Here is a 21,304-nt window from a genome sequence, read left to right on the forward strand (position 1 = left end):
TGGCAGGTTGTCGTGAAGGAATTCCTTAAATGAAGCAAATTCGTTTGTTGGCGCAGTACTATGTTGACCTGATGATGAAGTTAGGTCTGGTGCGCTTCTCAATGCTACTGGCGCTGGCGCTGGTGGTGCTCGCCATTGTGGTTCAAATGGCGGTGACCATGGTGCTGCATGGTGAAGTTGAAAGTATTGATGTTATCCGTTCCATCTTCTTTGGTTTGTTGATTACACCGTGGGCGGTTTACTTTCTTTCGGTAGTGGTGGAGCAACTGGAAGAATCACGGCAACGTCTGTCCCGGCTGGTGCAAAAGCTGGAGGAGATGCGCGAGCGCGATCTGAGCCTCAACGTACAACTGAAAGATAATATTACCCAGCTTAATCAGGAAATTGCCGTTCGTGAAAAAGCAGAAGCTGAATTGCAGGAAACCTTCGGTCAGTTGAAAATTGAAATCAAAGAGCGCGAAGAGACGCAGATTCAGCTCGAACAGCAATCCTCATTCTTACGTTCCTTCCTTGATGCTTCACCCGACCTGGTTTTTTATCGTAACGAAGATAAAGAGTTTTCCGGCTGTAATCGCGCGATGGAGCTGCTGACCGGGAAAAGTGAAAAACAACTGGTGCATCTGAAGCCTGCTGATGTTTACTCGCCGGAAGCCGCAGCAAAAGTCATTGAAACCGATGAGAAAGTGTTCCGTCATAATGTGTCGCTGACCTATGAACAGTGGCTGGATTATCCGGACGGGCGCAAAGCCTGCTTTGAAATCCGTAAAGTGCCGTACTACGACCGTGTAGGTAAACGCCACGGTTTGATGGGCTTTGGTCGCGACATTACCGAGCGTAAGCGTTATCAGGATGCGCTCGAACGCGCCAGCCGCGACAAAACTACTTTTATCTCGACAATCAGCCATGAGTTGCGTACACCGCTGAACGGTATCGTTGGATTAAGTCGTATCTTGCTGGATACGGAACTCACCGCTGAGCAGGAAAAATATCTCAAAACTATCCATGTTTCCGCCGTCACATTGGGGAATATCTTCAACGATATTATCGACATGGATAAGATGGAGCGGCGTAAAGTTCAACTTGATAACCAGCCGGTTGATTTCACCAGCTTTCTTGCCGATCTGGAAAACCTCTCCGCATTACAGGCACAGCAAAAAGGGCTGCGTTTTATTCTGGAACCGACGCTGCCGTTGCCGCATCAGATCATTACCGACGGCACACGTTTACGCCAGATCCTGTGGAACTTAATCAGTAACGCCGTCAAATTCACTCAGAAGGGGCAAGTGACCGTTCGTGTGCGTTATGACGAAGGGGGCATGTTGCATTTTGAAGTGGAAGATTCTGGCATCGGTATTCCGCAGGATGAACTGGATAAAATTTTTGCTATGTATTACCAGGTGAAAGACAGCCACGGCGGTAAACCTGCCACCGGCACCGGTATTGGTCTGGCGGTTTCTCGTCGGCTGGCGAAAAATATGGGGGGGGATATCACCGTCACCAGCGAACAAGGGAAAGGTTCAACCTTTACTTTGACGATCCATGCACCGTCGGTGGCGGAAGAAGTGGATGATGCGTTTGACGAAGATGATATGCCTTTACCGGCGCTGAATGTGCTGCTGGTAGAAGATATTGAACTGAACGTTATTGTTGCACGCTCGGTGCTGGAAAAGCTCGGCAATACTGTCGACGTAGCGATGACCGGTAAGGCGGCGCTGGAGATGTTTAAACCTGGCGAATACGACCTGGTGTTGCTGGATATTCAGTTACCGGATATGACCGGGCTGGATATCTCTCGTGAACTGACGAAGCGTTATCCGCGCGAAGATTTACCGCCGCTGGTGGCTTTAACTGCCAATGTGCTGAAAGATAAACAAGAGTACCTCAATGCCGGAATGGATGATGTGCTGAGTAAGCCGCTTTCTGTGCCGGCGCTAACTGCGATGATCAAGAAATTCTGGGATACCCAGGATGATGAGGAAAGCACGATGACGACAGAAGAGAGCGGTAAATCGGAAGCATTGCTTGATATTCCTATGCTGGAACAGTATCTCGAACTTGTAGGGCCGAAGCTGATCACTGACGGGTTAGCGGTGTTTGAGAAAATGATGCCGGGCTATGTGAGCGTGTTGGAATCGAATCTGACGGCGCAAGATAAAAAAGGCATCGTCGAGGAAGGTCACAAAATTAAAGGTGCGGCGGGGTCAGTGGGGTTACGCCATCTGCAGCAGCTTGGTCAGCAGATCCAGTCTCCCGATCTTCCTGCGTGGGAAGATAATGTTGGTGAATGGATTGAAGAGATGAAAGAAGAGTGGCGTCACGACGTAGAAGTACTGAAAGCGTGGGTTGCGAAAGCTGCTAAAAAATGACCCCGGCTAGACCGGGGTGCGCGAATACTGCGCCAACACCAGGGAAATCTTGGCTGCGCCGTAAATTATTATGATGAGTTACAAGGGCGCAGCACTGTTTTTCAGGCCGCACGCAGTTAAGATAGCAAATCTTAAATGATTTGTTACATGAATCAGTTAAATGTGTGATGCGTAGCATTCTTATTAAAAAGATTAATGTGTTTCAGTCAGTTGCGAAAGGATGATCACAATGAAGAAAATTGGCGTAGTTCTGAGCGGGTGCGGTGTCTATGACGGTTCTGAAATCCATGAAGCGGTTTTGACGTTATTAGCAATTTCACGCAACGGTGCGCAGGCGGTCTGCTTTGCGCCGGATAAGCAGCAGGTTGATGTTATCAACCATTTAACTGGCGAGCCGATGGCGGAAACGCGCAATGTGTTGATTGAAGCAGCACGTATAACGCGTGGTGAGATCCGTCCTCTGGCTCAGGCCGATGCCGCCGAACTGGATGCGTTGATTGTGCCAGGTGGTTTTGGTGCGGCGAAAAATTTAAGCAATTTTGCCAGCCTTGGCAGTGAATGCACCGTTGACCGTGAATTAAAGGCGCTGGCGCAAGCGATGCATCAGGCAGGTAAACCGCTTGGCTTTATGTGCATTGCCCCGGCGATGCTGCCTAAAATTTTCGATTTCCCGCTGCGTTTGACCATTGGCACAGATATCGATACCGCAGAAGTGCTGGAAGAGATGGGCGCAGAGCATGTGCCGTGCCCGGTCGATGATATCGTTGTTGATGAAGACAATAAGATTGTCACTACACCAGCGTATATGCTGGCGCAGAACATTGCGGAAGCGGCGAGCGGCATTGATAAGCTGGTTTCCCGCGTGCTGGTTCTGGCTGAATGAGTAAAAGCCGCTTAACGGCGTTCGGTTTCGTCCGCCGTTTTCTTCTGCGGTTAGTGGTTGCCCTTGCCGTGTTCTGGGGTGGGGGCATCGCGTTGTTTAGCATAGCGCCAGTTCCGTTCTCGGCGGTAATGGCTGAGCGTCAGGTGAGTGCCTGGTTGCATGGTAACTTTCGTTACGTGGCGCATTCTGATTGGGTTAGTCTGGATCAAATCTCGCCATGGATGGGGCTGGCGGTGATTGCCGCAGAAGATCAGAAATTCCCCGACCATTGGGGCTTTGATGTGGCTTCTATTGAGAAAGCGCTGGCGCACAATGAACGCAATGAAAACCGCGTTCGCGGCGCATCAACAATTTCACAGCAGACAGCCAAAAATCTCTTTTTATGGGATGGGCGTAGTTGGGTACGAAAAGGGCTGGAAGCCGGGTTAACATTGGGGATAGAAACGGTCTGGAGCAAAAAGCGTATCCTGACGGTTTACCTGAATGTAGCCGAATTTGGTGAAGGGGTATTTGGTGTTGAAGCCGCAGCGCAACGTTATTTCCATAAACCTGCCAGCAAACTCACCCAGTCGGAAGCGGCGTTACTGGCTGCAGTACTACCCAACCCACTCCGTTTCAAAGTCTTCGCACCATCAGGCTACGTGCGTAGCCGTCAGGCGTGGATTTTGCGGCAAATGCATCAATTAGGCGGTGAGTCGTTTATGCGACAACACCAACTATATTAAGCTTCGTGCGAAGTGAGTGAGAGTTTCTTGTTCTCACAAGATAGCGTCTCTTTCTGCAGCGCAACAGCTAGCGCGGGTTGCGCGATAAAACGTTGCCACAATCGCTTTTGCTTACGTTGACAACACCACTTCGACCAGGTCGCCAGCGGAATCCACGTGCTTTCACCAATGTTGTCACAGACGACGGGAATAATTTCTGACTCGCTGATACGGTGGCAGAGGATATTCTGCGGCTTCAGCGACATCGTCACGATGCGATTATCCTGCAAATAACGCTTCAGGTGTTTCAGTAACTGGCGCAGTTGCGCGATATCTTCTTCGTAACGGCATTGTTTAGCAAATTCGGTCAATGTAATAGACGGCTTGCCATCAAAATCGGCAATGACATCGTAGACATAACCGGTTCCGCAATCAGTCTCAACTGTACCGTGATAGCGTGGAATACCGCTCCAGTCTTTCAAACGACGACCAAGGTGCGCATAGTACTTTAACTCGCGGCGGATCTCTTTATCGCCACCGTCGCCACGGTGGTAGACAATCTTGATACAGCGTTGGGCATCTTCCGGATGCGCGTAACATTTCCGATGTCTTCCGGTGCCCAGGGGACTTTGTTCAGATAAGCGAATCATGCCATCTCCTGGAAATATTTTCTGACAGTCTCCAGTATGGGGGCTTAACTTAAACGAAACCTAAACAAGGCTTTTTAAGGTTTTCTTAAGGTTTTGTGTGTATGGAAAAGCGCACGAAATGTACAAATGACGTTCATTGATGACGATTTCAGTACGCGCTTTTCTTATTGCCCTGAAGGGCTGAGGAGGGGGAATTTAAATGTCAGAGGGATGAAGATTAATCTTCATCGAAACCGGAATTAAAGAGAGCAATAACCGCAGCCAGCGCTTCGACTTCCTGTGGGCCTGTCGCTTCGACTTCAATCTGTCGTCCTTTGGCAGAGTCCAGCATCAAGAGCGCAATAACGCTGTTGGCTTCAGCCTCGGTGCCTTCGTCATTACGTAACAGCACTTCAGCGTCAAAACCTTGCATTAATTCAAAGAGTTTCATAGCAGGCCGGGCATGCATGCCCAGCTTGTTAGTGATTTCGACAGTTTGCTTGACGGTCATGGTTTGCGTTTTTCCAGCGTGCGATGGCGTGACTGGACGTTTTTACCGCGTGAGCGGAAGTAGTCTGCCAGTTGTTCTGCAATATACACCGAACGGTGCTTCCCGCCAGTACAACCAATGGCGACCGTCAGGTAGCTACGGTTGTTGGTTTCCAGCATAGGTAACCATAGCTCAAGATAGCTGCGCGTCTGGTAGATGAAATTGTGTACTTCTGTGTGACGGTCGAGGAACGCAGCGACAGGTTTATCAAGGCCGGTCATCGGACGCAGTTTCGGGTCCCAGTGCGGGTTCGGCAGGAAACGCACGTCAAAGACATAATCCGCATCAATAGGAATGCCGTGCTTGAAGCCGAAGGACTCAAAGACCATCGTCAGTTCACGCTCGCGTTTACCCAGCAGACGGGTACGCAGCATTTCCGCCAGCTCGTGAACGGACATTTCTGACGTATCGACAATCAAATCCGCCCGCGAACGCAGTGGCTCCAGCAGATCGCTTTCTTTGTCGATAGCGCTCTCCAGCGACAGATTTTTGCTGGAAAGTGGGTGCAGGCGGCGCGTATCGCTGTAACGGCGTATTAACGTGTTACGGTCGGCATCCAGGAACAGCAGTTGCGGTGAGAAAGCATCAGGCAGGTTGCTCATCGCCTGTTCGAATATTTCTGGCGACTCCGGCATATTACGAACATCAATGCTGACGGCGGCAGAAATCTCGCGATCGGCCAGGGTACGGGCCAGATCGGGTAACAACACCACGGGAAGGTTATCCACGCAGTAAAAACCCATATCTTCCAGCGCACGCAGGGCGACAGATTTACCTGAACCCGAACGCCCACTGACGATCATCAGTACCATGTACTGTTTCTCCTCACAACGTCTAAAAGAGACATTACAGAATAACTACGCTTCATCCGGAGTACCTTCGGTATCCGTAATGATTTGATACAGCTCTTCATCGCTTTGGGCTGCGCGTAAACGGCGGCAGATGGTTTTGTCCGCCAGACGTTTCGCCACCAGCGAAAGAGTATGCAGATGCGTTTTGGTTTGGTCAGCCGGTACTAGCAGGGCAAAAAGCAAGTCAACCGGTTGGTTATCGATGGCATCAAAAGCGATAGGCGTTTCGAGCTGAACGAAAACGCCAACAGCACGCAGAGTATCTTCTTCCAGTTTGCCATGCGGAATTGCAATACCATTACCAATACCGGTACTGCCCATTTTTTCCCGCGTCAGGATAGCTTCAAAAACCACCTGAGGCGGCAGGCTAAGTTGTTTCGCCGCCAGTTCGCTGATGATTTCCAGTGCGCGTTTTTTGCTCTGGCAGTGGACGCGGCTTCGCGTACATTCCCTGTTAAGAACACTGCTAAGCTGTAGAGTTGTATCATTATTTATCATAATTTCACCTAAGAGCCTGTCCACTCAAACAGTGGAACAGGCTCGGAGCATTAACCGTACAAATGGCCCGTTGTGCCACACAACAGGCCACCATGCACTTGCTAATCGCCCGGACAATTAGTGTTGTTTCAATTTATCTTTATGTTTAGTCAGTTGGCGTGCCAACTTATCGATTAAGCCATCAATGGCAGCGTACATGTCCTGACCTTCCGCGCTGGCATGAATTTCGCCACCGTTTACATGCAGTGTTGCATCTGAGGTATGGGTGACTTTCTCCACTTTCAGAACAACATAGACCTGGTTGATTCGGTCAAAATATTGCTCAAGTTTGGCAAATTTTGAGGTAACAAATTCTCGCAGGGCCTCGGTGATCTCGACGTTATTTCCGGTAATGTTGAGCTGCATAGTGTCTTCCTTATCGGTTGGGTCAAACGAGCTGTTTACGCTGGTTTGACGGCGGAATGGATAAAGACTCTCGGTACTTCGCAACAGTGCGGCGTGCCACCATGATACCTTGTTCCGACAGCAAAGAAGTTAACTTGCTGTCGCTCAACGGTTTCGCTGGGTTTTCCGCCGCGATTAATTTTTTCACCAGCGCGCGAATCGCCGTGGACGAGGCTTCGCCGCCGCCCTCGGTATTGACGTGACTGGAGAAAAAATACTTCAGTTCAAAAATGCCTCGTGGACTATGCAGGTACTTTTGCGTGGTCACGCGAGAGATCGTCGATTCATGCATTTCGACAGCCTGAGCGATATCTGCCAGTACCATCGGTTTCATATATTCTTCGCCTTGCTCAAAGAAGGCTTGCTGCTGTTCAACGATACAGCGACTCACGCGCAGTAGCGTATCGTTACGGCTTTCCAGACTCTTAATCAACCATTTGGCATCCTGCAGATTGCTGCGGATAAACTGGCTATCGCCATCATTGCGTGTGTTATTACACATTGAGGCGTAGTGCTGGTTAATTTGTAGCCGTGGAATGCTGTCGCTGTTGAGTTCAACCGTCCATTGACCGTTATGCTTGCGTACCAACACATCTGGAATGACATATTCCGGTTCGCCGGTCTGGATCGATTGACCAGGGCGTGGATCGAGCGACTGGATCAAGTTGACGGCTTCTTTCAGCACATCTTCTTTCAGGCGTGTTACGCGCATCAGTGTGCGGAAGTCGTGATTTGCCAGCAGATCGAGGTGATCGCTAATGATGAGTCTGGCCTCTTCCAGCCACGGCGTAGTTTTGTCGAATTGGGAGAGTTGGATCAGCAGACAGTCACGCAGATCTTTCGCTGCCACGCCAACCGGATCAAAGCGTTGGATTCGTTTGAGGACAGCTTCAACTTCATCGATGTCGATCTCTTCATCGCCCATACTTTCGAGAATATCTTCCAGTGGAACGGTGAGATATCCCGTGTCATCAACGGCATCGACAATAGAAGTGGCGATGGCGCGGTCAGTGTCAGAAAATGGCGTCAGCTCAACCTGCCACATCAGATAATCCTGCAAGGTCTGCGTCGTTTCGCCCTGATAGACCGGTAGCTCGTCGTCGATGTAGTCACCGCTGGTGCCGGATGGCGTACCGGCGGTGTAGATGGTATCCCAACTGGCATCAAGCGGCAGTTCTTCCGGCATCTCTTTTTGTTCGAGCGCGTCAGCAGTGTCTAACGTTTCGCTGTCTGGCGTTTCGTGAGTGTCGATTTCATCATGAGTGTCGATTTGCTCAAGCAGTGGATTACTTTCCAGCGCCTGCTGCAGCTCCTGTTGAAGTTCCAGCGTGGACAACTGCAACAGACGAATTGCCTGTTGTAGCTGAGGCGTCATCGCCAGTTGCTGGCTAAGCCTGAGTTGCAAACCTTGCTTCATGTTCAGAATCGTACTCTCCTGCTAAAACGTCGCGAGCTTCTACCCTATCAGAGTCTGAAGTCTTCCCCAAGGTATACACGCTTAACATGTTCGTCTTGTAAGATTTCTGTCGGCGTGCCGTGGGCGATTAAATGTCCCTGACTGACGATATAAGCACGTTCACAAACAGCCAGCGTTTCACGCACGTTGTGGTCGGTGATAAGTACACCCAGGCCGCTGTCGCGTAAATGCTCAATGATGCGTTTAATGTCGATGACTGAGATCGGGTCAACCCCGGCAAACGGTTCATCGAGCAGGATAAATTTCGGATTTGCAGCCAGCGCGCGGGCAATTTCTACACGACGGCGTTCACCACCGGAGAGCGATTGGCCCATGCTGTCGCGCAGATGCTCAATGTGAAACTCTTCCATCAATTCGTTCGCACGATCTTCACGTTGTTCAGCGGATAAATCGTCACGAATTTGCAGTACTGCCATCAGGTTATCGTAAACGCTAAGACGGCGGAAAATTGAAGCTTCCTGCGGCAGATAGCCGATACCGCGACGCGCGCGTGCATGCAGCGGCAGCAGGCTGATATCGTCATCATCAATAATGATGTTGCCCGCATCGCGCGGCACAATACCGACGACCATATAGAAAGTGGTGGTTTTACCGGCACCGTTTGGCCCCAGCAGCCCGACAATTTCCCCGGAGTTAACGGTCAGGCTGACGTCTTCCACCACGCGGCGACCCTTGTAGGCTTTTGCAAGGTTCTTTGCTGTTAATGTTGCCATAACGAATTAATTACCCTTCTTCTGCGCCGGGGTCTGGCCTTTGTTGTTTTTGTCCTGCAACTGCGACGGCACCAGAACGGTGGTTACGCGCTTGCCTTTATCGCTGAAAGCCTGCATTTTCTGCTCTTTCACCAGATAAGTAATTTTATCGCCCGTTATATTGCTATCGACCTGCTGCAGATAAGCATTACCGGTCAGGATGACAAAATCTTTCGCCAGTTCGTAATGCATCTGGGAAGCGTGACCTTCGACTGGTTTACCGTTGTCCTGCATCTGATAGAACGTTGCCGGTTTACCGTAGCCGTCAATCACTTCTTTACCTTGTTCGCCGCCCGGACGAGTAACGACCACTTTATCGGCATTAATTTTGATGGTGCCCTGGGTAACGATGACATTACCGGTAAAGGTGACCACGTTGCCTTGCATATCAAGAGATTGCTGATCCGACTCAATGTGAATCGGCTGGTCAGTGTCTCCGGTAACGGCAAATGCCGGAATACTGGCGGCCAGAAGTGAGCTGGCAAGCACAAGATTAAGGCTGAGTTTGTTTGTTTTGAATTTCATAGGATGTTCTAACCTTTTCAATCAGCTCGGCGTTCTTGCTGCGTAAGTTGCCGCGCATTTTCAGACCGCTGGAGTTAAATGTTGTTCCGTATAACGTGACGAGGTCTTCAGAGGTAACATCCTGCGTCACCAGATTGATCTGCGCGTTATCCGTCGTGATTCTGCGAAGTTGAGAGTCCGGCACGAGTGCGTTGACTTCAACGTGTCCATATAAATAGAGCATCCGATCATTAGTCAGCTTGGCTTTATCCGCTTTTACCGACCATGTCGGGATTTTATCCTTATCAAACGTGGTAAGTACCGGTTGCGTAAACCACGAAACGGCCTGATCGGAATAATATTCAACGTGTTGAGCAATCAATCGATAGCTTAGCGCCCCTTCCGGGTTATAGACGAGCGTGTCCGTATGCTCGCTTTTATAGGTGGGATCATTGTTGTTGACGACCACCTGGGCGGTATCGTCTTTCTCGGTCATGTTAATGCCGATCATCACCAGAACCGCCAGTGATAACACAATGATAACCCAACGTCTGGCTTTACTCATATCGATTGCCCTTTGGCTTCATCCAGTTTGCCCTGCGCCAGGAGTAATAAGTCGCAAACTTCACGAACTGCGCCACGACCACCAGCAATGCGCGTCACGTAATCAGCGCGCGGAATCAACAGCGGATGTGCATCGGCCACAGCCACGCTTAAGCCTACTTTTTCCATTACTGGCCAGTCGATGAGATCATCCCCAACGTAAGCCACGTTTTCCGGGGCGATCGCCAGTTTTTCCAGCAGATCGCTAAAGGCGATAAGTTTGTTCGACTGCCCCTGATACAAATGGGTAATTCCCAATGTGGCACAACGATCTTCTACCAGTTTAGCCTTTCGCCCGGTAATGATGGCGACTTCAATATCAGAGGTGAGCGCACAACGAATGCCATAACCGTCCCGAACATTGAACGCTTTAAGTTCTTCGCCGTTGTTGCCCATATAAATCAGGCCATCTGACAGCACGCCATCGACGTCGAGAATTAGCAGACGAATGTTCTCCGCTTTTGCCATAACGTCGGCGCTGACAGGGCCGTAACAGGTCTCAAGCGACGTACCTGCTTTGCTCATTGTTGTTTATCCTTGAATCTTTACACTACGCCTGCACGCAGTAAATCATGCATATGTAACACACCGAGTAAATGGTCGCCATCGGCAACCATTACGGAGGTGATATGGCGGGATTGCATTAAGTTCAGTGCCTCAACGGCCAGAATGCCAGGGCGCACGCGGATTCCCCCCGGCGTCATCACATCGGCAATGCTTAATTGACGGACATCCACACCCATATCGAAGACACGGCGTAAATCACCGTCGGTAAAGATGCCTTCAATCATCATATTGTCATCGCAAATGACAGTCATACCAAGATTTTTGCGGGTAATTTCCAGTAATGCATCGCGCAGGCTGGCGGTTTTTTTGACATGCGGGATCTCATCACCCGTATGCATAATATCGCTTACGCGCAGCAGAAGTTTACGACCCAGTGCGCCGCCGGGATGTGAGAGCGCAAAATCTTCGGCGGTAAAGCCGCGCGCTTTTAACAGGGCGACGGCGAGAGCATCGCCCATCACCAGCGTGGCGGTGGTGCTGCTGGTCGGTGCCAGCCCCAACGGACAGGCTTCTTTCGCTACTTTAACACACAGATGCACGTCAGCGGCACGCGCCATGCTACTCTCCGGACGACCGGTAATGCAGATTAACGGCACGTGAAGACGCTTAAGCACCGGAATCAATGCTGCGATTTCACTGGATTCACCCGAATTAGAGATAGCAATCACCACGTCTTGTGGCGTAACCATGCCTAAATCGCCATGCGCGGCTTCGCCAGGATGGACGAAAAATGACGGAGTACCGGTGCTGGCAAAGGTGGCTGCCATTTTGCGCCCGATGTGTCCCGATTTGCCCATCCCCATAACTACGACTTTACCTTTACACCAAAACATCTTTTCACAAGCGAGTGTGAAATTCTGATTGATGTATTGATCAAGCTCCGCCAGGCATTCACGTTCAATCGCCAGGACTTCTTTACCTGCTTGCTGAAAGTCAAAACCCGGTTGCAACTCTACGTGCGACATAATGCGTTTCCAGTTATTCAACGAGTATTGGCGATAACCAGTACAACATCGCCAGCCATACGATAAATCCGCCTGTTAATAATACCCCTACGCCACGGCCAGGTTGAGGGGAGCGCCGCCAGCACAGCAACGCAAAAATAATGCTTACCAACAACATCACGCTGTAGTCACGGCTATACGCCAGTGGGTTAATCTCCCCTGGGGTAATCAGCGCCGGTAGACCCAGCACGATGACGATATTAAAAATATTCGCGCCGATGATATTACCGACGGCGATGTCGTTCTCACCTTTGCGTACACCGGCTATCGCGGTTGCCAGTTCTGGCAGACTCGTGCCGATAGCGATTGCCGTCAGACCAATAGTCAACTCGCTGATGGCAAAGTAATTTGCCAGCACGGTAGCGTTATCAATCACCATCCGCGTTGCTACTGGCATGATGATCAGTGCAATGCCGAGCCATAAAAAAGCAACGGGTAAACCACCTTCACGCGGCAGTTCTGCAAGTTGCTCCCTGGTCAGGCTGTCAGTTCCCTGACGTTCAGCCTGATGTGCAAGTTTAACAATGAACAGCAGCCATAGCACAGCCAGAAAGAGGAGAAAGATACCATCGCTGCGGCTAAGTTGTCCGTCATAGAGTACGGAACCGGCTACAACGCTGACCAATAACATTAAGGGTAATTCACGGCGCAGAACATCAGAATGGACGGTAAAAGGGCGTACCAGCGCGGTCAGACCGAGGATCAGCAAGATATTGATAATGTTTGAGCCAAGCGCCGTACCGACAGCTAAATCTCGTTGTTCGTGCAGCGACGCGGCAAGTGAAACAATAATCTCTGGAAGTGACGTACCAATACTGACTACGGTCATACCAATGATCAGCGGTGGAATGCCAAAAGTGCGACAAAGAATGGAAGCGGCAAATACCAGTCGGTCGGCACTGTATACGACCAAAAGTAAACCAACAATTAACAGTGCCGTAGCTAAAAGCATCTAACGTCCTTTCTTCAGGTATACTCGCCGGTCCGCTGAAGATTTTCAGAAAGCCGTAATGGATTCTTAATTTTGACTTTATGCGGCTAAAAAGTAAAACAAATGCCAGCTTTCGCTAACCACGGCGGGTAATATTCTGTAAATATGTTGGGTTCAAGGTTAAATTGAGCGTCATGCTTAAAAAATCAACGCAAGACGAAGGGTGAATTATGGAGCAGTCTGTGGCGAATTTAGTCGATATGCGCGATGTCAGTTTTACGCGTGGCAATCGCTGCATCTTCGATAATATTTCCCTGACCGTGCCGCGAGGGAAGATCACGGCAATCATGGGGCCATCGGGCATCGGTAAAACGACGCTACTCCGACTGATTGGTGGGCAAATCGCACCTGATCACGGTGAGATCCTTTTTGATGGTGAGAATATTCCGGCGATGTCTCGTTCGCGCCTGTACACGGTGCGTAAACGCATGAGCATGTTGTTTCAGTCCGGGGCGTTGTTCACCGATATGAACGTATTTGACAACGTTGCCTATCCACTGCGCGAACACACCCAGCTCCCCGCACCATTGTTGCATAGTACGGTAATGATGAAGCTGGAAGCGGTGGGGCTGCGTGGAGCGGCTAAACTTATGCCTTCTGAACTTTCCGGCGGGATGGCTCGTCGCGCCGCACTGGCGCGCGCAATTGCCCTGGAGCCAGATCTCATCATGTTTGATGAACCGTTTGTTGGGCAAGATCCCATCACTATGGGCGTACTGGTGAAGCTGATTTCTGAGCTGAACAGCGCGCTGGGCGTCACCTGTGTGGTGGTTTCTCACGATGTGCCGGAAGTCTTAAGTATTGCGGATCACGCCTGGATTCTGGCGGACAAAAAGATTGTTGCTCACGGTAGCGCTCAGGCGTTGCAGGAGAATCCCGATCCGCGTGTCCGTCAGTTTCTGGACGGGATAGCTGACGGGCCTGTTCCGTTCCGCTATCCTGCCGGCGATTATCACGCTGATCTTTTACCAGGGAGTTAAGCCACTCATGCTGTTAAATGCGCTGGCGTCGCTTGGACATAAAGGGATTAAAACCCTGAGAACGTTCGGGCGGGCCGGGTTAATGTTATTCAATGCGCTGGTCGGCAAACCGGAATTTCGTAAACACGCGCCGCTGCTGGTGCGTCAGCTCTATAATGTCGGCGTCCTGTCGATGCTGATTATTGTGGTTTCTGGCGTATTCATCGGAATGGTGCTGGGTCTACAAGGTTATCTGGTTCTGACCACCTATAGTGCGGAAACCAGTCTGGGGATGCTGGTGGCGTTATCGCTGCTGCGTGAACTGGGGCCGGTGGTTGCCGCGTTGCTGTTTGCCGGACGCGCCGGTTCGGCGTTAACTGCTGAAATTGGTTTGATGCGCGCCACAGAACAACTCTCCAGTATGGAGATGATGGCGGTCGATCCGCTGCGTCGGGTTATTTCTCCACGTTTCTGGGCTGGGGTTATTTCATTGCCGCTGCTGACGATTATTTTCGTCGCCGTGGGGATCTGGGGCGGATCATTGGTCGGCGTTAGCTGGAAAGGTATTGATAGCGGATTCTTCTGGTCGGCAATGCAAAACGCCGTCGACTGGCGTATGGATTTGGTCAACTGTCTGATTAAGAGCGTGGTGTTCGCCATTACGGTGACGTGGATTTCGTTGTTTAACGGTTACGACGCTATCCCGACTTCTGCCGGGATTAGCCGGGCAACCACTCGCACCGTTGTCCACTCGTCTCTGGCTGTTCTGGGGCTGGATTTTGTGCTGACCGCATTGATGTTTGGGAATTGAGTTCATGCAAACGAAAAAAAATGAAATTTGGGTGGGAATCTTTTTATTAGCAGCACTGCTGGCGGCGCTGTTTGTTTGCCTGAAGGCGGCAAACGTGACGTCAATACGTACTGAACCAACCTACACGCTCTATGCGACGTTCGATAACATCGGCGGTCTGAAAGCGCGCTCTCCGGTTAGTATTGGTGGCGTTGTAGTCGGTCGGGTGGCAGATATTACGCTGGATCCAAAAACCTATTTGCCACGCGTGACGCTGGAAATTGAACAACGTTATAACCACATTCCTGACACCAGTTCGCTGAGCATTCGTACTTCCGGTCTGCTTGGGGAGCAATATCTGGCGTTAAACGTCGGTTTTGAAGATCCCGAACTGGGTACTGCTATCCTGAAGGATGGCGATACAATTCAGGACACCAAGTCTGCGATGGTGCTGGAAGATCTCATTGGTCAGTTCCTTTACGGTAGTAAAGGCGATGACAATAAGAATAGTGGCGATGCGCCAGCTACTGCGCCAGGTAATAATGAAACCACTGAACCTGTGGGTACAACGAAATAATTTCAGGAGAACCGACGCATGTTTAAACGTTTAATGATGGTCGCTTTGCTGGTGATTGCACCGTTGAGTGCGGCAACCGCGGCAGACCAGACCAATCCGTATAAGCTGATGGACGAGGCGGCGCAGAAAACGTTCGATCGCCTGAAGAATGAGCAACCGCAAATTCGGGCTAACCCGGATTATCTGCGTACTATTGTTGATCAGGAGCTACTGCCGTATGTGCAGGTGAAATACGCTGGTGCACTGGTGCTGGGTCAGTATTACAAGAGTGCTACTCCGGCCCAACGTGACGCGTACTTTGCCGCTTTCCGTGAGTACCTGAAGCAGGCTTACGGTCAGGCACTGGCGATGTATCACGGTCAGACTTACCAGATTGCGCCAGAACAGCCGCTGGGCGACAAAACCATTGTGCCTATTCGCGTCACCATTATTGACCCGAATGGCCGCCCGCCGGTACGTCTGGATTTCCAGTGGCGCAAAAATTCCCAAACTGGCAACTGGCAGGCTTACGACATGATTGCCGAAGGCGTCAGCATGATCACCACCAAACAAAACGAGTGGGGAACGCTGCTGCGTACCAAAGGTATCGACGGCCTGACTGCGCAACTGAAATCGATTTCTCAACAGAAAATCACTCTGGAAGAGAAAAAATAATGAGTGAGTCACTGAGCTGGGTGCAGACGGGTGACACTCTGGCATTAGCTGGAGAGTTGGATCAAGACGTACTGCTACCGCTTTGGGAAGTGCGTGAAGAAGCGATGAAGGGAATTACCTGCATCGATCTCAGTCGCGTGTCCCGCGTTGATACAGGTGGGTTGGCGTTGCTGCTCCACCTTATCAATCTGGCGAAAAAGCAGGGTCACAGCGTGACACTTCAGGGGGTAAACGATAAAGTCTATACCCTGGCAAAGTTGTATAATTTGCCGTCTGATGTCCTGCCTCGTTAAATTTTTTCAGGCTGGATAAGGCGTTAACCGCCTGTCCAGCAAATCTGCCTGCAAGTTGAGCCTTGTTTGATACATCAGCAAGGCTTTTTGCTTATTTATGACTGCGCAACTTTGCTCTAAGATGTTTCGCTGGCTTATTAACTGATGAATGAAGATCCCATGGAAAATAATGAAATTCAGAGCGTGCTGATGAACGCTCTCTCCCTCCAGGAAGTCCACGTTTCCGGCGATGGCAGCCACTTTCAGGTTATTGCCGTGGGTGAGATGTTTGACGGCATGAGCCGGGTTAAAAAACAGCAGACGGTTTATGGTCCGCTGATGGAATATATTGCGGATAACCGCATTCATGCTGTGTCGATCAAAGCTTATACCCCTGCGGAGTGGGCGCGCGATCGCAAACTGAACGGCTTTTGAGCTATGGGCGATTTGCCGGTAGCAGATATGAATTGTTAACTGAGAACAAATTAAATGGATAAATTTCGTGTTCAGGGGCCAACAAAGCTCCAGGGCGAAGTCACAATTTCCGGCGCTAAAAATGCTGCTCTGCCTATCCTTTTTGCCGCGCTACTGGCGGAAGAGCCAGTAGAGATCCAGAACGTTCCGAAACTGAAAGACGTCGATACGTCAATGAAATTGCTGAGTCAGCTTGGTGCTAAAGTGGAACGTAATGGCTCTGTGCATATTGATGCCCGCGATGTAAATGTGTTCTGCGCGCCTTACGAGCTGGTGAAAACCATGCGCGCTTCTATTTGGGCGCTGGGGCCGCTGGTAGCGCGTTTCGGTCAGGGACAGGTTTCGCTGCCTGGCGGTTGTACAATTGGTGCGCGCCCGGTTGATTTACATATTTCCGGCCTTGAGCAATTAGGCGCGACCATCAAACTGGAAGAAGGTTACGTTAAGGCTTCCGTCGATGGCCGTCTGAAAGGCGCGCATATCGTGATGGATAAAGTCAGCGTTGGAGCAACAGTCACCATCATGTGTGCCGCAACTCTGGCAGAAGGCACTACCGTTATCGAAAACGCGGCGCGTGAACCGGAAATCGTCGATACCGCCAACTTCCTCATTACGCTGGGCGCGAAAATTAGCGGTCAGGGTACTGATCGAATAGTCATCGAAGGTGTGGAACGTTTAGGCGGTGGCGTCTACCGCGTGCTACCGGATCGTATTGAGACCGGCACGTTCCTGGTCGCTGCGGCGATCTCTCGCGGTAAAATTATCTGCCGTAACGCCCAGCCAGATACCCTCGATGCTGTGCTGGCGAAGTTGCGTGACGCCGGGGCGGATATTGAAGTGGGTGAGGACTGGATTAGCCTGGATATGCATGGCAAACGTCCGAAGGCTGTTAATGTGCGTACCGCGCCGCATCCGGCGTTTCCGACCGATATGCAGGCCCAGTTCACGTTGCTGAACCTGGTGGCAGAAGGGACTGGATTCATCACTGAAACTGTGTTTGAAAACCGCTTTATGCACGTGCCAGAACTGAGCCGTATGGGCGCGCATGCCGAGATTGAAAGCAATACCGTTATTTGTCACGGTGTCGAAAAACTTTCCGGCGCACAGGTTATGGCGACCGATCTGCGTGCTTCAGCAAGTCTGGTGTTGGCTGGTTGTATTGCAGAAGGAACTACGGTTGTTGATCGTATTTATCACATCGATCGCGGCTACGAACGCATTGAAGACAAACTGCGTGCCTTAGGTGCGAACATCGAGCGTGTGAAAGGCGAGTAATCGTCTGAAAGCTGGCAGCCCCGTTCGCGGGGCTACCGCCAGACAACTCATTTTTTCGGTTTGGTGTAGCTGCGCATTAACTGTGTTCTGTCGATAAACGCATGTGTCTGCGGATCGTGATAGCGTGATGGCCAGATTACCCAAGGTTCCGTTCCTAATGCTTTCGCAATAATCATCTCTCCCTTCGGCCAGGGACGTGATAATGCATTTGCCAGCGTCGAAGAACTTAAACCATTTCTGCGAGACTCCGCAGCCATTGATGTTCCTTTTTTCCGCAAACCAGCAATGATGTCGGCAGGATGCCAGTCAATGAAATTATTCTCCATCTTTCCTCACTCCTTAAGTTAGTCGCTTTCATTCAAAACATGCGTTCTGTCGAGCATCACTATACTCCTGATGGCGAATTGCTCTAAAAAGTTCATGTAAATAGCGTGAAGATTCAGAATATATAAAGAAAAATGACCTGATTATTCAGAGAGTATTGCGCTGAATAAGTATTTTTATGGAGCTTACTGGAATTATCCCGCGCAATGCGCGGGATACAGGGAAGGGATTAGCGATCGCGTTGAACAGCGATGTGCGCGAGGCCGATTAATGCCTCTCGCCACGGAGTGTCCGGGAGTACCTGTAATGCTTCAATAGCTTTATCTGCTTCTTCCTCGGCACGCTGACGCGTCCATTCGAGAGAACCACAAGCGTTCATTGCTTCCAGAACAGGTTCCAGAAGATGACGCCCGTTGCCTTGCTCAATAGCGGTACGGATCATCTGCGCTTGTTCCGGTGTGCCATGATGCATTGCATGCAGCAGCGGTAACGTTGGTTTACCTTCGTTCAGATCGTCCCCGACGTTTTTACCCAACTGTTCACCGTCGGCATTGTAATCGAGCAAATCGTCGATTAGCTGGAAAGCGGTGCCGAGGTAGCGACCATAATCCTGCAGACCTTTTTCTTCTTCTGGCGTACAACCTGCCAGAATTCCGGAACACTGAGCAGCAGCCTCAAACAGGCGCGCGGTTTTGCTGTAAATAACGCGCATGTAGTTTTCTTCGGTGATGTCCGGGTCGTTAACGTTCATCAGTTGCAGCACTTCACCTTCTGCGATGACGTTTACCGCTTCGGACATCACTTCCAGCACTTTGAGCGAGCCGAGGCTGGTCATCATCTGGAAAGCGCGGGTATAAATAAAATCACCAACCAACACGCTGGCAGCATTGCCAAACGCGGCGTTGGCGGTAGCTTTACCCCTGCGCATATCTGATTCATCCACAACGTCGTCGTGTAGCAGGGTCGCCGTGTGGATAAACTCGATCAGGGCGGCGATAGTGACATGCGCATTCCCCTCATAGCCAACAGCTCGTGCAGCCAGTACAGCAATCATCGGGCGAATGCGTTTACCCCCGCCGCTGACGATGTAATAGCCTAACTGATTGATCAGTTGGACTTCGGAATTAAGCTGCTCGAGAATTGCCGCATTAACACCCGCCATATCTTGCGCGGTTAACTCATTGATTTTTTCTAAATTCATCGCAAAAGCCGGGCTTTTCGCCCCGATTACCTTACTGTGAACAAAGGCAACTTAGGGTTTATGGTTAGGAATATAGGGTGATTGTACTGAAAAAATGGCACAGATAAACGTTACCGTACAAGTTGTGTTTTTTTTCTTCGTGTATTGACTGTAGCACTTGTCAAAGGCGTGCGTTTTGCGTAATATTCGCGCCCTATTGTGAATATTTATAGCGCGCTCTGAATCATTGAAAAGGTGTGCGCGGAAGCGGAGTTTTATATGTACGCGGTTTTCCAAAGTGGTGGTAAACAACACCGAGTAAGCGAAGGTCAGACCGTTCGCCTGGAAAAGCTGGACATCGCAACTGGCGAAACTGTTGAGTTCGCAGAAGTTCTGATGATCGCAAACGGTGAAGAAGTCAAAATCGGCGTTCCTTTCGTTGATGGCGGCGTAATCAAAGCTGAAGTTGTTGCTCACGGTCGTGGCGAGAAAGTTAAAATCGTTAAGTTTCGCCGTCGTAAACACTATCGTAAGCAGCAGGGCCATCGTCAGTGGTTCACTGATGTGAAAATTACTGGCATCAGCGCCTAAGACCTGAGGAGAGATTTCAAATGGCACATAAAAAGGCTGGCGGCTCCACACGTAACGGTCGCGATTCAGAAGCTAAACGCCTGGGCGTTAAGCGTTTCGGTGGCGAATCCGTTCTGGCGGGTAGCATCATCGTTCGTCAACGTGGTACTAAATTCCACGCGGGCACCAACGTAGGTTGCGGTCGTGACCACACTCTGTTTGCTAAAGCAGACGGTAAAGTGAAATTCGAAGTTAAAGGCCCGAAAAACCGTAAGTTTATCAGCATCGAAGCTGAATAAGTTTTTCGCGTCCCGGTAACGGATGAAAGCCCCGCAACGTGTTGCGGGGCTTTTTACATTCGACAACCGGTAAAAATGCGCATCGTGCGGCGTTAATCCGCAAATGCGTTTTGCAGGGAATACGGTATGAAGCAGCAGGCAGGCATTGGCATTCTTTTGGCGCTCACCACAGCAATTTGCTGGGGGGCGTTGCCAATCGCAATGAAGCAGGTGCTGGAGGTGATGGAACCTCCGACAATCGTGTTTTACCGTTTCTTGATGGCGAGTATTGGCCTTGGGGCCATTCTTGCAGTGAAGAAAAAGCTGCCGCCATTACGCGTGTTTCGTAAGCCACGTTGGTTGATATTACTGGCGGTGGCGACTGCCGGACTGTTTGGGAATTTCATCCTGTTCAGCTCATCCTTGCAATACTTGAGTCCTACCGCCTCGCAGGTGATAGGGCAACTCTCGCCGGTTGGCATGATGGTTGCCAGCGTATTTATCCTGAAAGAGAAAATGCGTAGCACTCAGGTAGTGGGAGCATTGATGCTTCTGAGTGGGCTGGTGATGTTCTTTAACACCAGTCTGGTTGAGATTTTTACAAAGCTCACCGATTACACCTGGGGTGTTATCTTTGGTGTCGGTGCTGCAACGGTCTGGGTGAGTTATGGCGTGGCGCAAAAGGTTTTATTGCGTCGGTTGGCATCACCGCAGATCCTGTTTTTGCTGTACACTTTATGTACAATTGCGCTCTTCCCACTGGCGAAACCAGGGGTAATAGCGCAGCTTAGCAACTGGCAACTCGCATGTTTAATTTTTTGCGGGCTGAATACGTTGGTAGGATATGGCGCCCTGGCGGAAGCGATGGCACGCTGGCAGGCAGCGCAGGTGAGCGCGATCATCACGCTTACTCCACTGTTTACGCTGTTTTTTTCAGATCTTTTATCACTGGCCTGGCCCGATTTCTTCGCCAGACCGATGTTAAACCTTTTAGGTTATCTCGGTGCGTTTGTCGTGGTTGCGGGCGCGATGTATTCCGCCATTGGTCATCGTATTTGGGGCGGATTACGTAAGCATACAACGGTGGTATCGCAACCCCGCGCAGGCGAATGATTTACGGAGAATAAA

General features: G+C 50.5%; 27 protein-coding genes. 13 read left to right on the top strand and 14 right to left on the bottom strand.

The window, feature by feature from the left end:
- Positions 1-29: 29 nt before the first annotated feature.
- The 3 genes from arcB to mtgA all read left to right on the top strand — a co-directional run bounded on the left by arcB (position 30) and on the right by mtgA (position 3,974).
- Positions 30-2,366 carry an aerobic respiration two-component sensor histidine kinase ArcB gene (gene arcB / locus BEA93_RS18075; protein WP_000809746.1) on the top strand — a complete coding sequence of 779 codons (2,337 nt, stop codon included), beginning with the start codon at positions 30-32 and terminating at the stop codon, positions 2,364-2,366.
- 229 nt (positions 2,367-2,595) lie between these two features.
- On the top strand, positions 2,596-3,249 hold the full coding sequence (elbB, locus tag BEA93_RS18080; RefSeq protein ID WP_001517169.1) for an isoprenoid biosynthesis glyoxalase ElbB: 654 nt from the start codon (positions 2,596-2,598) through the stop codon (positions 3,247-3,249).
- Complete coding sequence (gene mtgA / locus BEA93_RS18085) at positions 3,246-3,974, top strand: monofunctional biosynthetic peptidoglycan transglycosylase (protein ID WP_016249249.1); 729 nt, start codon at positions 3,246-3,248, stop codon at positions 3,972-3,974. Before elbB ends, mtgA begins: the two co-directional genes overlap by 4 nt.
- On the opposite strand, the gene yrbL is transcribed toward mtgA, so the two are convergent.
- The 12 genes from yrbL to BEA93_RS18145 all read right to left on the bottom strand — a co-directional run bounded on the left by yrbL (position 3,971) and on the right by BEA93_RS18145 (position 12,784).
- Positions 3,971-4,603: a PhoP regulatory network protein YrbL gene (gene yrbL, locus BEA93_RS18090; RefSeq protein WP_001517167.1), complete on the bottom strand. Its 633-nt coding sequence runs from the start codon at positions 4,601-4,603 to the stop codon at positions 3,971-3,973. The genes mtgA and yrbL overlap by 4 nt on opposite strands.
- A 217-nt stretch (positions 4,604-4,820) precedes the next feature.
- Positions 4,821-5,093, bottom strand: coding sequence for a PTS phosphocarrier protein NPr (npr, locus tag BEA93_RS18095; RefSeq protein ID WP_000216792.1), 273 nt, complete (start codon positions 5,091-5,093; stop codon positions 4,821-4,823).
- Entirely contained in the window at positions 5,090-5,944 is an 855-nt protein-coding gene (rapZ, locus tag BEA93_RS18100; RefSeq protein WP_000243741.1) for an RNase adapter RapZ, read from the bottom strand. Before rapZ ends, npr begins: the two co-directional genes overlap by 4 nt.
- A gap of 45 nt (positions 5,945-5,989) precedes the next feature.
- Complete coding sequence (ptsN, locus tag BEA93_RS18105; protein ID WP_000609336.1) at positions 5,990-6,481, bottom strand: PTS IIA-like nitrogen regulatory protein PtsN; 492 nt, start codon at positions 6,479-6,481, stop codon at positions 5,990-5,992.
- A 117-nt stretch (positions 6,482-6,598) separates the two neighbouring features.
- Complete coding sequence (gene hpf / locus BEA93_RS18110; protein ID WP_001176602.1) at positions 6,599-6,886, bottom strand: ribosome hibernation promoting factor; 288 nt, start codon at positions 6,884-6,886, stop codon at positions 6,599-6,601.
- Positions 6,887-6,908: 22 nt separating this feature from the next.
- Positions 6,909-8,342: an RNA polymerase factor sigma-54 gene (gene rpoN / locus BEA93_RS18115; RefSeq protein ID WP_000809027.1), complete on the bottom strand. Its 1,434-nt coding sequence runs from the start codon at positions 8,340-8,342 to the stop codon at positions 6,909-6,911.
- Between the two features lie 47 nt (positions 8,343-8,389).
- Complete coding sequence (lptB, locus tag BEA93_RS18120) at positions 8,390-9,115, bottom strand: LPS export ABC transporter ATP-binding protein (RefSeq protein ID WP_000224099.1); 726 nt, start codon at positions 9,113-9,115, stop codon at positions 8,390-8,392.
- Positions 9,116-9,121: 6 nt separating this feature from the next.
- Entirely contained in the window at positions 9,122-9,679 is a 558-nt protein-coding gene (lptA, locus tag BEA93_RS18125) for a lipopolysaccharide ABC transporter substrate-binding protein LptA (RefSeq protein ID WP_000669775.1), read from the bottom strand.
- Positions 9,648-10,223: an LPS export ABC transporter periplasmic protein LptC gene (lptC, locus tag BEA93_RS18130; protein WP_000030542.1), complete on the bottom strand. Its 576-nt coding sequence runs from the start codon at positions 10,221-10,223 to the stop codon at positions 9,648-9,650. Before lptC ends, lptA begins: the two co-directional genes overlap by 32 nt.
- Positions 10,220-10,786: a 3-deoxy-manno-octulosonate-8-phosphatase KdsC gene (gene kdsC / locus BEA93_RS18135; RefSeq protein ID WP_000030047.1), complete on the bottom strand. Its 567-nt coding sequence runs from the start codon at positions 10,784-10,786 to the stop codon at positions 10,220-10,222. The genes lptC and kdsC overlap by 4 nt, the downstream gene beginning before the upstream one ends.
- A gap of 20 nt (positions 10,787-10,806) precedes the next feature.
- The gene (gene kdsD, locus BEA93_RS18140) at positions 10,807-11,793 is read right to left on the bottom strand and encodes an arabinose-5-phosphate isomerase KdsD (protein ID WP_001517166.1); all 987 of its coding nucleotides are present in this window, start codon (positions 11,791-11,793) and stop codon (positions 10,807-10,809) included.
- A 13-nt stretch (positions 11,794-11,806) separates the two neighbouring features.
- Positions 11,807-12,784: a calcium/sodium antiporter gene (locus BEA93_RS18145; protein ID WP_000922895.1), complete on the bottom strand. Its 978-nt coding sequence runs from the start codon at positions 12,782-12,784 to the stop codon at positions 11,807-11,809.
- 209 nt (positions 12,785-12,993) lie between these two features.
- Between BEA93_RS18145 and mlaF the strand changes: the two genes are divergently transcribed.
- From mlaF to murA, 7 genes are all read left to right on the top strand, one after another.
- Complete coding sequence (mlaF, locus tag BEA93_RS18150; RefSeq protein WP_000438247.1) at positions 12,994-13,803, top strand: phospholipid ABC transporter ATP-binding protein MlaF; 810 nt, start codon at positions 12,994-12,996, stop codon at positions 13,801-13,803.
- Positions 13,804-13,810: 7 nt separating this feature from the next.
- Positions 13,811-14,593: a lipid asymmetry maintenance ABC transporter permease subunit MlaE gene (gene mlaE, locus BEA93_RS18155; RefSeq protein WP_000925792.1), complete on the top strand. Its 783-nt coding sequence runs from the start codon at positions 13,811-13,813 to the stop codon at positions 14,591-14,593.
- Positions 14,594-14,597: 4 nt separating this feature from the next.
- On the top strand, positions 14,598-15,149 hold the full coding sequence (mlaD, locus tag BEA93_RS18160; RefSeq protein ID WP_001517165.1) for an outer membrane lipid asymmetry maintenance protein MlaD: 552 nt from the start codon (positions 14,598-14,600) through the stop codon (positions 15,147-15,149).
- Positions 15,150-15,167: 18 nt separating this feature from the next.
- Complete coding sequence (gene mlaC, locus BEA93_RS18165; RefSeq protein WP_000476484.1) at positions 15,168-15,803, top strand: phospholipid-binding protein MlaC; 636 nt, start codon at positions 15,168-15,170, stop codon at positions 15,801-15,803.
- Entirely contained in the window at positions 15,803-16,096 is a 294-nt protein-coding gene (gene mlaB, locus BEA93_RS18170) for a lipid asymmetry maintenance protein MlaB (RefSeq protein ID WP_000004490.1), read from the top strand. Before mlaC ends, mlaB begins: the two co-directional genes overlap by 1 nt.
- Before the next feature lie 159 nt (positions 16,097-16,255).
- Positions 16,256-16,510: a BolA family iron metabolism protein IbaG gene (gene ibaG / locus BEA93_RS18175; RefSeq protein WP_010379217.1), complete on the top strand. Its 255-nt coding sequence runs from the start codon at positions 16,256-16,258 to the stop codon at positions 16,508-16,510.
- Between the two features lie 54 nt (positions 16,511-16,564).
- On the top strand, positions 16,565-17,824 hold the full coding sequence (gene murA / locus BEA93_RS18180; protein ID WP_000357277.1) for a UDP-N-acetylglucosamine 1-carboxyvinyltransferase: 1,260 nt from the start codon (positions 16,565-16,567) through the stop codon (positions 17,822-17,824).
- A 47-nt stretch (positions 17,825-17,871) separates the two neighbouring features.
- Here murA and sfsB read toward each other — a convergent pair whose 3' ends face one another.
- Together sfsB and ispB are read right to left on the bottom strand one after the other, a co-directional pair.
- Positions 17,872-18,150 (bottom strand): DNA-binding transcriptional regulator SfsB, encoded by a 279-nt coding sequence (sfsB, locus tag BEA93_RS18185; RefSeq protein WP_000429729.1) that lies wholly within the window; start codon positions 18,148-18,150, stop codon positions 17,872-17,874.
- 227 nt (positions 18,151-18,377) lie between these two features.
- The gene (ispB, locus tag BEA93_RS18190) at positions 18,378-19,349 is read right to left on the bottom strand and encodes an octaprenyl diphosphate synthase (RefSeq protein ID WP_001047349.1); all 972 of its coding nucleotides are present in this window, start codon (positions 19,347-19,349) and stop codon (positions 18,378-18,380) included.
- 258 nt (positions 19,350-19,607) lie between these two features.
- On the opposite strand from ispB, the gene rplU reads away from it, so the two are divergent.
- The 3 genes from rplU to BEA93_RS18205 all read left to right on the top strand — a co-directional run bounded on the left by rplU (position 19,608) and on the right by BEA93_RS18205 (position 21,289).
- Positions 19,608-19,919: a 50S ribosomal protein L21 gene (gene rplU / locus BEA93_RS18195; RefSeq protein WP_000271401.1), complete on the top strand. Its 312-nt coding sequence runs from the start codon at positions 19,608-19,610 to the stop codon at positions 19,917-19,919.
- A gap of 20 nt (positions 19,920-19,939) precedes the next feature.
- Positions 19,940-20,197 (top strand): 50S ribosomal protein L27, encoded by a 258-nt coding sequence (rpmA, locus tag BEA93_RS18200; RefSeq protein WP_000940596.1) that lies wholly within the window; start codon positions 19,940-19,942, stop codon positions 20,195-20,197.
- A gap of 126 nt (positions 20,198-20,323) precedes the next feature.
- The gene (locus tag BEA93_RS18205; RefSeq protein WP_061091075.1) at positions 20,324-21,289 is read left to right on the top strand and encodes a DMT family transporter; all 966 of its coding nucleotides are present in this window, start codon (positions 20,324-20,326) and stop codon (positions 21,287-21,289) included.
- Positions 21,290-21,304: the final 15 nt, after the last annotated feature.

The sequence above is a fragment of the Escherichia sp. MOD1-EC5950 genome (genome assembly GCF_002965345.1).
In the GTDB taxonomy this organism is placed as follows: domain Bacteria; phylum Pseudomonadota; class Gammaproteobacteria; order Enterobacterales; family Enterobacteriaceae; genus Escherichia; species Escherichia marmotae.

What these genes read in the sequence shown, in the direction of transcription:
- mlaC (WP_000476484.1), top strand. Translation starts at nt 15,168, where the DNA reads ATGTTTAAACGTTTAATGATGGTCGCTTTGCTGGTGATTGCACCGTTG.
- ptsN (WP_000609336.1), bottom strand. Translation starts at nt 6,481, where the DNA reads ATGATAAATAATGATACAACTCTACAGCTTAGCAGTGTTCTTAACAGG.
- sfsB (WP_000429729.1), bottom strand. Translation starts at nt 18,150, where the DNA reads ATGGAGAATAATTTCATTGACTGGCATCCTGCCGACATCATTGCTGGT.
- rapZ (WP_000243741.1), bottom strand. Translation starts at nt 5,944, where the DNA reads ATGGTACTGATGATCGTCAGTGGGCGTTCGGGTTCAGGTAAATCTGTC.
- BEA93_RS18205 (WP_061091075.1), top strand. Translation starts at nt 20,324, where the DNA reads ATGAAGCAGCAGGCAGGCATTGGCATTCTTTTGGCGCTCACCACAGCA.
- mlaF (WP_000438247.1), top strand. Translation starts at nt 12,994, where the DNA reads ATGGAGCAGTCTGTGGCGAATTTAGTCGATATGCGCGATGTCAGTTTT.
- murA (WP_000357277.1), top strand. Translation starts at nt 16,565, where the DNA reads ATGGATAAATTTCGTGTTCAGGGGCCAACAAAGCTCCAGGGCGAAGTC.
- lptB (WP_000224099.1), bottom strand. Translation starts at nt 9,115, where the DNA reads ATGGCAACATTAACAGCAAAGAACCTTGCAAAAGCCTACAAGGGTCGC.
- kdsC (WP_000030047.1), bottom strand. Translation starts at nt 10,786, where the DNA reads ATGAGCAAAGCAGGTACGTCGCTTGAGACCTGTTACGGCCCTGTCAGC.
- lptC (WP_000030542.1), bottom strand. Translation starts at nt 10,223, where the DNA reads ATGAGTAAAGCCAGACGTTGGGTTATCATTGTGTTATCACTGGCGGTT.
- rpoN (WP_000809027.1), bottom strand. Translation starts at nt 8,342, where the DNA reads ATGAAGCAAGGTTTGCAACTCAGGCTTAGCCAGCAACTGGCGATGACG.
- npr (WP_000216792.1), bottom strand. Translation starts at nt 5,093, where the DNA reads ATGACCGTCAAGCAAACTGTCGAAATCACTAACAAGCTGGGCATGCAT.
- mlaE (WP_000925792.1), top strand. Translation starts at nt 13,811, where the DNA reads ATGCTGTTAAATGCGCTGGCGTCGCTTGGACATAAAGGGATTAAAACC.
- BEA93_RS18145 (WP_000922895.1), bottom strand. Translation starts at nt 12,784, where the DNA reads ATGCTTTTAGCTACGGCACTGTTAATTGTTGGTTTACTTTTGGTCGTA.
- elbB (WP_001517169.1), top strand. Translation starts at nt 2,596, where the DNA reads ATGAAGAAAATTGGCGTAGTTCTGAGCGGGTGCGGTGTCTATGACGGT.
- rplU (WP_000271401.1), top strand. Translation starts at nt 19,608, where the DNA reads ATGTACGCGGTTTTCCAAAGTGGTGGTAAACAACACCGAGTAAGCGAA.
- kdsD (WP_001517166.1), bottom strand. Translation starts at nt 11,793, where the DNA reads ATGTCGCACGTAGAGTTGCAACCGGGTTTTGACTTTCAGCAAGCAGGT.
- ispB (WP_001047349.1), bottom strand. Translation starts at nt 19,349, where the DNA reads ATGAATTTAGAAAAAATCAATGAGTTAACCGCGCAAGATATGGCGGGT.
- yrbL (WP_001517167.1), bottom strand. Translation starts at nt 4,603, where the DNA reads ATGATTCGCTTATCTGAACAAAGTCCCCTGGGCACCGGAAGACATCGG.
- mlaB (WP_000004490.1), top strand. Translation starts at nt 15,803, where the DNA reads ATGAGTGAGTCACTGAGCTGGGTGCAGACGGGTGACACTCTGGCATTA.
- rpmA (WP_000940596.1), top strand. Translation starts at nt 19,940, where the DNA reads ATGGCACATAAAAAGGCTGGCGGCTCCACACGTAACGGTCGCGATTCA.
- mtgA (WP_016249249.1), top strand. Translation starts at nt 3,246, where the DNA reads ATGAGTAAAAGCCGCTTAACGGCGTTCGGTTTCGTCCGCCGTTTTCTT.
- arcB (WP_000809746.1), top strand. Translation starts at nt 30, where the DNA reads ATGAAGCAAATTCGTTTGTTGGCGCAGTACTATGTTGACCTGATGATG.
- mlaD (WP_001517165.1), top strand. Translation starts at nt 14,598, where the DNA reads ATGCAAACGAAAAAAAATGAAATTTGGGTGGGAATCTTTTTATTAGCA.
- lptA (WP_000669775.1), bottom strand. Translation starts at nt 9,679, where the DNA reads ATGAAATTCAAAACAAACAAACTCAGCCTTAATCTTGTGCTTGCCAGC.
- ibaG (WP_010379217.1), top strand. Translation starts at nt 16,256, where the DNA reads ATGGAAAATAATGAAATTCAGAGCGTGCTGATGAACGCTCTCTCCCTC.
- hpf (WP_001176602.1), bottom strand. Translation starts at nt 6,886, where the DNA reads ATGCAGCTCAACATTACCGGAAATAACGTCGAGATCACCGAGGCCCTG.